This is a genomic window from Streptomyces sp. NPDC025833, assembly GCF_055558055.1.
The window spans coordinates 458979-470836 of sequence record NZ_JBVHNF010000002.1; the positions used below are offsets into that span (position 1 = coordinate 458979).

Annotated in this window: 12 protein-coding genes; 5 read left to right on the forward strand and 7 right to left on the reverse strand. The window is 74.9% G+C overall.

The genetic code is table 11. The annotated features are described in order from the left end of the window. The first annotated feature begins 90 nt into the window (after nucleotides 1–90). From ACZ4K2_RS04600 to ACZ4K2_RS04610, 3 genes are all read left to right on the forward strand, one after another. A complete protein-coding gene (locus ACZ4K2_RS04600; RefSeq protein ID WP_467470409.1) occupies nucleotides 91–1599 on the forward strand; it encodes a metallophosphoesterase family protein in 1509 nt (502 codons plus the stop codon). Nucleotides 1600–1665: 66 nt separating this feature from the next. Beyond that, nucleotides 1666–2694: an LLM class flavin-dependent oxidoreductase gene (locus tag ACZ4K2_RS04605; RefSeq protein ID WP_467470411.1), complete on the forward strand. Its 1029-nt coding sequence runs from the start codon at nucleotides 1666–1668 to the stop codon at nucleotides 2692–2694. Between the two features lie 341 nt (nucleotides 2695–3035). Then, nucleotides 3036–3470, forward strand: coding sequence for a cupin domain-containing protein (locus ACZ4K2_RS04610; protein WP_467470413.1), 435 nt, complete (start codon nucleotides 3036–3038; stop codon nucleotides 3468–3470). A gap of 8 nt (nucleotides 3471–3478) precedes the next feature. On the opposite strand, the gene ACZ4K2_RS04615 is transcribed toward ACZ4K2_RS04610, so the two are convergent. The 3 genes from ACZ4K2_RS04615 to ACZ4K2_RS04625 are packed head-to-tail and all read right to left on the reverse strand — an operon-like array spanning nucleotide 3479 to nucleotide 6710. Further along, a complete protein-coding gene (locus tag ACZ4K2_RS04615; RefSeq protein ID WP_467470415.1) occupies nucleotides 3479–5812 on the reverse strand; it encodes an ATP-binding SpoIIE family protein phosphatase in 2334 nt (777 codons plus the stop codon). Between the two features lie 53 nt (nucleotides 5813–5865). After that, nucleotides 5866–6333: a peroxiredoxin gene (locus ACZ4K2_RS04620; protein WP_467470417.1), complete on the reverse strand. Its 468-nt coding sequence runs from the start codon at nucleotides 6331–6333 to the stop codon at nucleotides 5866–5868. Then, complete coding sequence (locus ACZ4K2_RS04625) at nucleotides 6330–6710, reverse strand: DoxX family protein (RefSeq protein ID WP_467470419.1); 381 nt, start codon at nucleotides 6708–6710, stop codon at nucleotides 6330–6332. Before ACZ4K2_RS04625 ends, ACZ4K2_RS04620 begins: the two co-directional genes overlap by 4 nt. Before the next feature lie 227 nt (nucleotides 6711–6937). Here ACZ4K2_RS04625 and ACZ4K2_RS04630 point away from each other — a divergent pair, with 227 nt between their 5' ends. Next, on the forward strand, nucleotides 6938–7951 hold the full coding sequence (locus ACZ4K2_RS04630) for an SPFH domain-containing protein (protein ID WP_467470420.1): 1014 nt from the start codon (nucleotides 6938–6940) through the stop codon (nucleotides 7949–7951). Next, nucleotides 7948–8853, forward strand: a complete 906-nt coding sequence (locus tag ACZ4K2_RS04635; protein WP_467470422.1) for a hypothetical protein — start codon at nucleotides 7948–7950, stop codon at nucleotides 8851–8853. The genes ACZ4K2_RS04630 and ACZ4K2_RS04635 overlap by 4 nt, the downstream gene beginning before the upstream one ends. Nucleotides 8854–8919: 66 nt before the next feature. On the opposite strand, the gene ACZ4K2_RS04640 is transcribed toward ACZ4K2_RS04635, so the two are convergent. From ACZ4K2_RS04640 to ACZ4K2_RS04655, 4 genes are all read right to left on the reverse strand, one after another. Next, the gene (locus ACZ4K2_RS04640) at nucleotides 8920–9357 is read right to left on the reverse strand and encodes an arsenate reductase/protein-tyrosine-phosphatase family protein (RefSeq protein ID WP_467470424.1); all 438 of its coding nucleotides are present in this window, start codon (nucleotides 9355–9357) and stop codon (nucleotides 8920–8922) included. Next, nucleotides 9350–10459, reverse strand: coding sequence for an ACR3 family arsenite efflux transporter (arsB, locus tag ACZ4K2_RS04645; protein ID WP_467470426.1), 1110 nt, complete (start codon nucleotides 10457–10459; stop codon nucleotides 9350–9352). Before arsB ends, ACZ4K2_RS04640 begins: the two co-directional genes overlap by 8 nt. Beyond that, complete coding sequence (locus tag ACZ4K2_RS04650; RefSeq protein ID WP_467470427.1) at nucleotides 10456–10833, reverse strand: ArsR/SmtB family transcription factor; 378 nt, start codon at nucleotides 10831–10833, stop codon at nucleotides 10456–10458. Before ACZ4K2_RS04650 ends, arsB begins: the two co-directional genes overlap by 4 nt. Nucleotides 10834–10918: 85 nt before the next feature. Further along, nucleotides 10919–11776 (reverse strand): class I SAM-dependent methyltransferase, encoded by an 858-nt coding sequence (locus tag ACZ4K2_RS04655; RefSeq protein WP_467470493.1) that lies wholly within the window; start codon nucleotides 11774–11776, stop codon nucleotides 10919–10921. Nucleotides 11777–11858 lie beyond the last annotated feature (82 nt).

Consider the following 11858-nt stretch of genomic DNA (forward strand, 5'->3'; position numbering starts at 1 on the left):
CCGTCCGAGGGCAACGGGGCGCGAGCGTCCGCCCGTTGGGCTGTGACCCGCCGTTCCGCCCCTGACCGGGCCGTTGTTACCGTGCACCGCGTGTCTGACTCCTCACGCGATACCGCCCAGGGCGCCGGCTGGGGCGCGGCCGAACCCGGCACGTACGGGCGGCTGATGCCCCCGCACACCGAGAAGCTGTCGTGGCTCGACCCCCGCGTCCTGTGGGCCGCCCGCAACGGCGTCCTGGCGTCCTGGTTCGGCGACCCGACCGGGCGGACCCGCGGCCGCTGGGTGGCCGCGGCGGGGGCGCCCGCCGACAAGCTGATCCGGCGGGACGTTCCGGAGCGGTTCTCCTTCATGGTCATCGGGGACACCGGTGAGGGGGGCGACTGCCAGTACTCCGTCGTCCCCGGCTTCCTGAGGGCGGGCCGGGACTCGGACTTCGCGGTGATCGCCAGTGACGTCATCTACCCCGTCGGCAGCACCGACGACTACGGCGACAAGTTCTTCCGGCCTTACCGGGACTACCCCGCGCCCATCTACGCGGTACCGGGCAACCACGACTGGTACGAGGACCTCGGCGGCTTCATGCGCGTCTTCTGCGGCGACACCCTGCCGCTCGGTCCCGAGCCCGCGGCCCGCCCCCTCACCCGGGCCTGGTGGCGCTCCCTGCTGTGGCACCGGGCCCGGCCCGCGGACTCGCAACGGCTCGCGGAGGCACGGGCGTTGCGGTCGGCGCCGGGCCAGCAGGCCGTGCAGCCGGGGCCGTACTGGGCGATCGACGCGGGCCCCGTGCGGATCGTCGGCATCGACACCGGGCTGCTGGGCACGGTCGACGCCGAACAGGGCGCCTGGCTGCGGGAGGTGTCCAAGGGCCCCCGGCCGAAGATCCTCGTCACCGGATCGCCGCTGTACGTCGACGGCGAGCACCACCCGTGCCCCATCGAGGGCGGCGGCACGGTCGACGCCGTCGTCAGGGACCCGGAGCACCACTACGTGGCGGCGATCGGCGGCGACATCCACAACTACCAGCGCTACCCGGTCACGGTGGACGGCCGCACCATCCAGTACGTCGTGGCGGGCGGCGGCGGGGCGTTCATGCACGCCACGCACACCATCCCGCGGGTGTCGGTCGGCGGCGTCACCGAGCGCGACTTCCGCTGCTACCCGCTGCGCGGCGACTCGCTCGCCTTCTACAGCCACCTGTACGGCCGCCGGCTGCGGCTGCGCCGCTTCTTCCGCCTGACCGAGGCGGAGGCCACGGCCGTCATCACCGAACGGCTCGGCATCGAACCGGCCCGCGCCCCCGGGCCGGACGCCCGGGTCACCCGGCGCACCCGGCTGGTCGCGGGCCTCCTCGGCACCGGCCGCCGGCCCGACCGCCCGGCCCGGTTCCGGCTGCCCGTGCGCAAGGTGTACACCCGGTTGTTCTCGCCGTCCTCCGCCACCTACAGCCCGCCGTTCTTCAAGTGCTTCCTGCGGCTGGACGTCGCTCCGGACGCCGTACGCCTGCGCTGTTTCGCGGCGACGGGCAACCTCGCCCAGGAACTCGATCCACCGGTCGAGGACGAGGTGGTGATCCCGCTGCCGCGGGCCGCGGCGAACTGATCACACGGTTGTCACATTGACCTGCCAGAATCGGGCAGAGCCGACACACGACCGTTGGAGGAGCCGGTGCCGCCCACCCCCCGCCCCCTGCGCAAGCTGGGTTTTCTCACCATCGGTCTGTTCGACCCGGCGGACCCGGGCCGGGGCCACGAGTCCACGCTGGAACTGATCGAACTGGGTGAGCGGCTGGGGTTCGACACCGCCTGGGTCCGCCACCGGCACCTCCAGTACGGCATCTCGTCCCCGGTTGCCGTGCTGGCCGCCGCCTCGCAGCGGACCCGCCGGATCGAGCTGGGCACGGCGGTGACACCGCTCGGCTGGGAGAATCCGCTGCGCCTGGCCGAGGACCTGGCCACGGTCGACGTCCTGTCCGGCGGCCGGCTGAACCCGGGGGTCAGCGTGGGCACTCCGATCCACTTCGACCAGGTCAAGGACGCCCTGTACCCGGACACCGCGGACGCGGAGGACTTCGGCTACGAGCGGGTGCGGCGGCTGCTGGACCTGGTGCGCGGCGCACCCGCCACCGGCTTCAGCGGGACGGAGGGGATCGAGACCTACGCGGACGTCGTCCAGCCGCACTCCCCCGGCCTCGTGCGGCGGCTGTGGTACGGCGGCGGCAGCCTCGCCTCGGCGCGCTGGGCCGGGGAGCACGGGATGAACTACCTGACCAGCAATGTCGTCAAGGCGGAACAGCCGGACGGGACGCCCGACTTCGAAGGGATCCAGCTGTCCCACATCCGCGCGTTCCGGGCGCACCACCCCGACGGCGACGCGGCCCGGGTCTCCCAGGGTCTGGTGGTGATCCCGACCGACTCCGCGACGGACGCGCAGCGCGCCAAGTACGAGCGGTACGCGGCCGGGCGGCTGCCCCGTACCGCCTCCCCGCAGGGCCCGGCGCGGCTGCTGTTCGCGCCGGACCTGGTCGGCACGTCGGCGGAGCTGGCCGAACGCCTGCGGGCGCACGCGGCCTTCCGCGAGGTCGAGGAGGTGGCCTTCGCGCTGCCGTTCACCTTCGAGCACGCGGACTACGTGCAGATCCTGACGGACATGGCGCAGCGGCTGGGGCCCGCGCTCGGCTGGCGGCCCGGCGGCTGAGTCACCACGCGCCCGCCGCCGGGCCGGTGACCGGCTCGGACGGCCGCCCGTCCACGCCGACGGGCACCTGTGTCCGGACACGACCGCGTGGGAACGTCCTGGCCGGCGCCGGGGAGCGCCACGAGCTCCGGGCGACCGACACGGACGACGCGTGACGGCCGTGCGGAACCGGCCGGGACACCGGGGCGGGCCGCCGCAGGGCCGGGCGGGCGCCCGGACCGGCCGCTGTCGGGGCCGGTCGCTGCCGGGGCTTTTGCGGATCATCGGGTTCCGGCCCCGGGGCGGCGGTCGCGCCTCTATCTTCGCGGCGACATCCGCTAGCGTCCCAGGAGGCTCCCCGTATGCGCATCGCACTCCGTACCGCCGTCACCGGCGTGGTGACCGCTGTCACCCTCCTCCTCTGCGGCCCGGCCGGGGCGACCCCGGCGGGCGCCGGCGTCACGGCCCGCGACCTCGCCCGCACCACCGTCGGCGGCACCGACTACATCCTGCGGGAGATCACCGTCCCGCCCGGTCAGAGCACCGGCTGGCACTACCACGACGGCCCGCTGTACGGCGTGGTGAAGCAGGGCACCCTCAGCCACTTCGCCTCCTCCTGCGCCTCGGACGGTGTCTACCGCACCGGCGAGGCGATACGCGAGCCGGCCGGCGGCGACCGCGTCCACATCGGCCGCAACCTGGGCGCCACCCCGCTCGTCCTGGAGGTGCTGTACGTGCTGCCGCACGGCTCCCCGTTCTCCGAGGACGCGCCGAACCCGGGGTGCGCGTTCCAGTGATCGGCTGATCAGCCTTCCGGCAGCGGCTGCTCGGCCCAGATGGTCTTGCCCGCGGCGGTCTGCCGGCTGCCCCAGCGCTGGGTGAGCTGCGCGACGAGCAGCAGCCCCCGGCCGCCCTCGTCGTAGGCGTGGGCCCGGCGCAGGTGCGGGGAGGTGGAACTGGCGTCCGACACCTCGCAGATGAGGGCCCGGTCGCGGATCAGGCGCAGTTGGATGGGCGGTTCGCCGTAGCGGATGGCGTTGGTGACGAGTTCGCTGACGACGAGTTCGGTGACGAAGGCGGCCTCCGCCAGCCCCCACGAGGCCAGCCGCTCGCCGGCCGCCTGCCGGACGACCGCGACCTGGGCCGGGTCGGGCGCCACGTCCCAGGTGGCGATCCGGTCGGCGCCGAGCGCGCGGGTGCGCGCGAGGAGCAGGGCGACGTCGTCGACGGGCTGGGCGGGCAGGACGGTCTTGAGGACGGTGTCGCACAGGGCGTCGAGCGAGCCGGCGGGTGCCCCGAAGGCCCGGAGCACCTCGTCGGCCGCGCCGTCGGGGTCCCGGTCGCGGTAGTCGATCAGGCCGTCGGTGAAGAGGGCGACGACCGAGCCCTCGGGCAGCTCCCGTTCCGCGGCCTCGAACGGCAGCCCGCCGACGCCGAGCGGCGGCCCGGCGGCCAGGGGGAGCGGTTCGACGGTGCCGCCGGGCAGGATCACGGCCGGGGAGGGGTGGCCGGCGGCGGCCGCGCACAGGCGGCGGGAGACGGGGTCGTAGACGGCGTACAGGCAGGTCGCGCCGAGTTCGGCGACCTCCTCGCCACTGCCGTCGGCGGCGAGGTGGATGACCAGGTCGTCCAGGTGGGTGAGGAGTTCGTCGGGGGGCAGGTCGACATCGGCGAGGGTGCGCACGGCGGTGCGCAGCCGGCCCATGGTGGCCGAGGACTGGATGCCGTGGCCCACCACGTCGCCCACGACCAGCGCGACCCGGCCGCCGGAGAGCGGGATGACGTCGAACCAGTCGCCGCCGACGCCGGCCAGGGAGCCGCAGGGCAGGTAGCGGTGGGCGACCTCGACCGCGGCCTGTCCGGGCAGGCCGCGCGGGAGCAGGCTGTGCTGGAGGGTGAGGGCGGTGGAGCGTTCGCGGGCGAAGCGGCGGGCGTTGTCGAGGCAGACGGCGGCGCGGCTGGCGAGTTCCTCCGCGAAGACGGCGTCGTCGGGGCCGAAGTCCTCGTCGGGGTGGGCCATCCGCACGAAGACGGCGATGCCGAGGGTGGTGCCGCGGGCCAGCAGCGGCACCGCGATCATGGAGTGGTCGCCCTCCCGGAAGCGCCTGCCCTCGGGGGAAAGGCCGTTGCGCTCCTCGAGCCACGCGTCGAACTCGGGCTCCCCGGCCCGGCCGAGCACCGCGTGCCCCTCGCGCAGGGCCCGGACGGGCGGCAGCGCCGGCCGGAGGACGTGGGTCTCGCCGAGCCCCAGGGCCGCTCCGGGCGTGCCGGGCCGGGTGGAGCCGTGGGCGACGCGGCGCACCTCGACGTCCCTGTCCGGCAGGGCCGGCGGCTCCTCCGCGCCGAGCACCCAGTCGAGCAGGTCGACGCTCACGAAGTCGGCGTACCTCGGGACGAGGAGTTCCACCAGTTCCTCGGCGGTGCGGGCGACGTCCAGGGTGGTGCCGATGGCCACGGACGCCTCGTTGAGCAGGGCGAGGCGGCGCCGGGCCCCGTACTGCTCGTTGTTGTCGAAGGCGGCCGTGCCGACCGCGGTCAGCTCGCCGGTCTCCGCGCGCAGCGGCCACATCTCGATGCTCCAGAGGTGCTCCCGGTTCACCGAGGGGGCCGCGGCGAAGCTCTCGTAGCGCACGGGCCGGCCCGTCTCGGCGACCTCGCGCAGACGGCGCAGGAAGCCCCGGTGGTAGTCGGCGTCGCCGACGGTGTCCTGGTAGGGGCGGCCGTTCAGCGCGGTCTCGGGGACGCCCATGACCTCGCAGGCGGCGGCGTTGACGCGCAGGTAGCGCTGCTGGAGGTCGAAGACGGACATCGACACGGACGCCTGCTCGAAGTTCCGGCCGACGAGCCGGGGCCCGGGCGGGTCGGCCGTGACGACGTGGCCGGCGGGCGTGCCGTCGGCACCGGCGACCGGGCAGGCCGTGACGGCCAGCTCGATCCGGTGGCCGTCGCGGTGCCGCAGCGCGACGGTCGCGGAGCCGGCGGTGAGCGCGGCGCCGGGAAGGGGCTCCGCCAGCAGGTCCGCCGCCGGGCGGCCTACCACGTCGCGGGCCGGGTGGCCGGTGAGCAGCCGTGCGCCCTCGCTCCACCCGGTCACCCTGCCCAGCGCGTCCACGACCGCGACGGCGGCGACAGGCTCCATATGCCCAAGGATGTTCCGATTGCCCCGGTGTATCAAGCCGCGGGGCCCCCGCCTCACCCCCGGTGGGCGCGCAGGGCCGCAAGGGCCCGGTCGGCGTGGGTGTTCATGCGCAGTTCGCTGCGGACGACCTCCAGGACGGTACGGTCCCGGGCGATCACGAACGTGGCGCGTCTGGTCGGGAGGAGGGAGACACCGCGCCTGACGCCGAACCGCTCGCGGACCGTGCCGTCGGGGTCGCAGAGCAGCGGCATGCCGAGGCGGTGCCGGGCCGCGAACCGCTGCTGCCTGTCGGCGGTGTCCCCGCTGATCCCGGCGGGCCGGGCGCCGACGGCGGCGAATTCGGCGGCCAGGTCCCGGAAGTGGCAGGCTTCGGCGGTGCAGCCGGGGCTGAGGGCGGCGGGGTAGAAGAAGAGGACCACGGGCCCCTCGGCCAGCAGCCCGGTGAGCCGGCGGGTGGTGCCGGTCTCGTCGGGCAGGGCGAAGTCCTCGACCCGGTCGCCGACGCGGACGCGCCCGGTCACGACCGCCCCTCCGCGTCGCGGGCCACCGAGCGCGCCCACAGCACGAGGGGCACCTGGAGCGGCATCCGGGCGAACGCCGCCGCCTTGAGCGGGGCGGGCCGGTGCCGCCAGTCCGCGGCCATCCGGACGTTGGCCGGGAACACGCCGACGAAGAAGGCGGCCGCGGCCCTGGCGGCGGTCCCGCGCGTCCGGGGTACGGCGACGGCGGCCGCCAGCGCCAGTTCGACGGCCCCGCTGCCGTACGTCCAGGCGCGGGGCGGGCCGGGCAGTCGCCGGGGGATCATCGCGTCGAACGGCCGGGGGACGGCGAAGTGGGCGGCCCCCGCGGTGGCCAGCAGACCGGCGAGCAGCAGGGGTGAGCGTTCGGACCGGGGCACGGTTCCTCCTCTGGTGGCCTGCCGCCGGATATTACTGGACGGTAAGCCTCCGGGCGGCCACTCACGCGGAATCGGACGGCGGGCCGCCGGGCCGCACCGACAGACGGCCACGACGACGACCGCTCGACGCGAGGCCGAAAGCGCTGACCGGCCCCCATTCTCGTCGTGTTGACGATATGCGACCTTCCCCGTTATCGTCTCACTGACGAAATCAAGGGGGGCCCACCATGGCCGACATCACCCGGCGCTTCGGCTGGCGCCATCTGCGCTCCGCGCCCACCGCCCACATCCGCCACCACGAGCGCGGCCGGCTCGTCCACGACGGCCGGGGGCTCAGCTTCTGGTACCGGTCGCTCTCGGCGGCCCTCTCCGAGGTGCCGGTCGACGACCGGGAGCTGGCCATGGCGTTCCACGCCCGTACGGCCGACTTCCAGGACGTCACCGTGCAGGCCACCGTCACCTACCGGATCAGCGACCCGGCCGAGGCGGCGAACCGGCTCGACTTCTCCGTGGACCCGGACACCGGGAACTGGCGCGGCGCTCCCCTGGAGCAGATCGCCACCCTCCTGACCGAGACCGCGCAGCAGCACACGCTGCACGTACTGGCCCGCACCCCGCTCGCCGCCGCCTTGGTGGACGGTGTCGCCGCGGTCCGGGACCGGGTCGCCGCCGGCCTCGCCGCCGAACCCCGCCTCCCGGCCACCGGCATCGACGTCGTGGCCGTGCGCGTCGTCGCGATCCGGCCCGAGGCCGAGGTGGAGCGCGCCCTGCGCACCCCGGCCCGCGAGCAGATCCAGCAGGAGGCGGACCGGGCCACCTACGAGCGGCGGGCCGTCGCCGTCGAGCGCGAGCGTGCCATCGCCGAGAACGAACTGGCCAGCCAGATCGAACTGGCGCGGCGCGAGGAGCAGTTGGTCGACCAGCGCGGCACCAACACGCGTCGCGAGGCCGAGGAGAAGGCGGTGGCCGACGGCGTGCGGACCGAGGCCGAGGCGGCCCGCAAGGTCCGCCTGGCCCACGCGGACGCCGAGGCCGCCCGGGCGGCGGGCGCGGCGCGCGCCGAGGCCCAGGCCGCCTGGCTGCGGGTGCACGGCGAGATCGACCCGGCCACGCTGCACGCGCTGGCGGCGACCCGGCTGGCGGAGAACCTGCCGCGGATCGAGAGCGTCACCCTCTCCCCCGACGTGCTCACCGGACTCCTCGCCAGGCTCGGGCGCCCGGAAGGCCGGGCGGACGCGTGAGCCTGGCGCCGCGGGCGGTGCTCGTGCACCGCAGGACCGAGTACGAGGAACTGCTCGCCCGGCACGGCACGCACGGGCAGGCCGCGTTCTTCCTGTCCGGCCGGGGCCGCTCGATCGACGAGGTGGCCCGCCGTCACGACGCCACCCGGCGGGCGCTGCGGGACGTGGCCTCGGCGGTGCCGCTCACCTGGCGCAGTTCGTGGGTGGAGCGGGCGGACCTGGACCGCTTCCTGTTCGCGCCCGAGGACGTGGTGGTCGTGGTCGGGCAGGACGGCCTGGTCGCCAACACCGCGAAGTACCTCTCCGGGCAGCCGGTGGTGGGCATCGACACCGATCCGGGGCGCAACCCGGGCGTCCTGGTCCGGCACCGCTGCGCCGACGCGGCCTCCCTGCTGCGCGCCGCGGTCGCCGCCGGGGGCCGGGCGGAGGAGCTGACCATGGTCGAGGCGGTCGCCGACGACACCCAGCGCCTGCTCGCGCTGAACGAGATCTACCTGGGCCCGCCGGGCCACCAGACGGCCCGCTACCGCCTGGGCACCGGCGGCGGGACCGGCCGGGACCCGGGCGAGGCCCAGGCCTCCTCCGGGGTGCTGGTCGGCACCGGCACCGGCGCCACCGGGTGGCTGCGCTCCCTGTGGCTGGAGCGCGGCGGCACCGTGCCGCTGCCCGCGCCGCGCGACCCGCGGCTCCTGTGGTTCGTGCGCGAGGCCTGGCCGTCGCCCGCGACCGGGACGTCGCGGGTCGCCGGTGAGCTGGGGCGGGGTCAGGAGCTGCGGCTGACCGTGGAGTCGGACCGGATGGTGGTCTTCGGCGACGGGATGGAGGCCGACGCCCTGGAACTGACCTGGGGCCAGAGCGTACGGCTGGGCATCGCGGCGACGTCGCTGCGGCTGGTGACGTGACCACCCCGGACGCCGACCATGGCGGGGCAGTCACCGGAGTGGCCGCGCCCGGTGGCGCGGCGCGGGTTACCCGGCGTCCCGGGCGGGCAGGAGGCCGTCGAGCAGCGCGCGGACGCGGCGCTCGATCTCGTCCCGGATCGGCCGGACGGCCGCCAGGCCCTTTCCGGCCGGGTCGTCGAGGCGCCAGTCGAGGTATCGCTTGCCGGGGAGGACGGGGCAGGTGTCCCCGCAGCCCATCGTGATCACCACGTCCGAGGACCGCACCGTGTCCGTGGTGAGCACCTTGGGGATCTCGGCGGAGATGTCGATGCCCGCCTCGGCCATCGCGGCGACCGCGGCGGGGTTGACCGCCGCGGCCGGGGCGGAGCCGGCGGACCGGACCTCGACCCGGTCGCCCGCGAGACGGATGAGCCAGGCGGCGGCCATCTGCGACCGGCCGGCGTTGTGGACGCAGACGAACAGCACCGACGGCTTCGGCTCGGCGGCGGGGGCGGTCTCAGACACGGGCGGAACCTTCCGGCGCGGGCCGCGCGGAGGCGGTGGAGGGGGTGTTCGGGAAGCAGCGGCGGGCGGCGAGGGCGACGTACACCAGGCCGATGAGGACCGGGACCTCGATGAGGGGGCCGACGACACCCGCGAGGGCCTGGCCGGACGTCGCGCCGAAGGTCGCGATGGCGACCGCGATGGCCAGTTCGAAGTTGTTGCCGGCGGCCGTGAACGCGAGCGTCGTCGCCCGCGGGTGGTCCAGGCCGATGGCGCGGCCCAGCGCCATGGAACCGGTCCACATGAGCGCGAAGTACACGAGCAGCGGCAGCGCGATCCGGGCGACGTCCCAGGGCTTCGAGGTGATGGCGTCGCCCTGGAGGGCGAACAGCACGACGATGGTGAACAGCAGTCCGTACAGGGCGAACGGGCCGACGCGCGGGATCAGCTTCGTCTCGTACCAGCGGCGGCCCCTGGTCCGCTCGCCGACGCGCCGGGTGAGGTAGCCGGCCAGCAGGGGGACGCCCAGGAAGACGAGGACGCTGCGGGCGATGTCCCACACCGACACGTCCAGGCCCGTCCGTCCGAGCCCGAGCAGGCCCGGAAGCACGGACAGGTAGAACCAGCCGAGCAGGCTGAACGCCAGAACCTGGAAGACGGAGTTCAGGGCCACGAGGACGGCGGCCGCCTCGCGGTCACCGCACGCGAGGTCGTTCCAGATGACGACCATCGCGATGCAGCGGGCCAGGCCGACGATGATCAGGCCGGTGCGGTACTCCGGGAGGTCCGGCAGGAGGAGCCAGGCGAGGGCGAACATCAGCGCCGGGCCGAGGATCCAGTTGAGCAGCAGCGAGGGCAGCAGCAGGCGCCGGTCCCGGGTGACGGTGCCAAGCCGGTCGTAGCGGACCTTGGCCAGCACCGGGTACATCATCACCAGCAGGCCGAGCGCGATCGGCAGCGAGACGCCGGTGACGGTCACCTTCGCCAGGGCGTCGCCCAGGCCGGGTACGAGGCGGCCCAGGCCGAGGCCGACGGCCATCGCGACCAGGATCCACACGGCCAGGTAGCGGTCGACGAACGAGAGCCGGGCCGCGACGGGCCCGGCCTGCGGCGGGGTGCTCACGACGCGGCCCCCGGGGCCCCGGCGGGCCGGGTCAGGACGGCGGCGAGCCGATCGGTGGCCGCGGGGACGAGCCGGTAGTACACCCAGGTGCCGCGCCGTTCGGAGTCGACGAGCCCGGCCTGCCTCAGCAGCTTCAGGTGGTGGGAGATCGTCGGCTGCGACAGGTCGAACGCCGGGGTCAGGTCGCACACGCAGACCTCCCCGCCGGCCCGCGAGGCGATCATCGACAGCAGCCGCAGCCGGACCGGGTCGCCGAGCGCCTTGAACACCTTCGCCAGGTCGGCGGCCCGCTCCTCGTCCATCGGCGCGGCCAGCACGGCCGGGGAGCAGCCGTCCTCCTCCCGGCCGAGCACGACCGGCTCTTGATTCGACATACCTCTATGTTGACGAACTTCGATCCAGGACGCAAACAGGTGCCGCCCGGGCCGCGTCACCGTGGACACGCGGGGCCGTCCGTCGTCATGGCCGCGTCTTGTGCGCGAACACCCACCGGTTGCCCTCCAGCGCGTCGTTCGGCTCGGGAAGGGGGCCGCGGCCGTGCCGGCGGGCGTGGTCGAAGGGGGTGTGCACCGAGGTGGACCAGCCCCTGGCCGTCAGGTCGCCCGCGGAGTCGGGCCGCGGCCCCCTGTCGAAGAGGTTCAGCAGGTCGATGCCGATCTGTTCCCGCGTCGCCGTGTAGATCGCGCTGTCGCGGTACGCCAGCAGGTCCTTCTCCAGTTTGGCCTCGTAGGCCAGTGCGCCGCCCCCGGTGGTCAGCCGGTCCACCGCGTCGATGAGGTGGGTCTCGGCGGGCCCCGGCAGGTAGAAGAGCAGCCCCTCGGCCAGCCAGACGCTCGGTGCGGCCGGGTCGAAACCGGCGGCGGTCAGCGCGGTGACCCAGTCGTCGCGCAGGTCGGCCGGTACGGGAACGCGCTCCGCCCGGGGAGCGGCGGCGGGCAGATCCGTGAGCACCCGGTTCTTGAAGTCCAGCACGCCCGCCCTGTCGATCTCGAAGACCACGCAGTGCGGCGGCCAGTCCAGCCGGACGGCACGGGTGTCCAACCCCGCCCCCAGCAGGACGATTTGGCGGGCCCCCATTCGGGCCGACCGGAGGACGAAGTCGTCGAGGACCCTGGTCCGCAGGCCGAAGTAGCGGGCGAACCGCCCCCACAGCGGGTTGCCTTCCCCGCCCCGGACCTGCTGGATGCACACCGGCCAGTCCGCGCACGCCGGGGCGGCCCGCACGAAGTGTTCCGCGTAGACGTCCCTCGCCAGGCTGTCGGGGCGGTGGGTCTCGATCGCGCGGGCCGCGGCGACCAGGAGGGCGGTCAGCCCCACGCCCGCGTCCACCCCGTCCGCGTCCGCGGGCCGCGGCGCCGGTCCGGCGCCTCCGTCGCCGGGGCCGGGGGCCGCGGGGCGC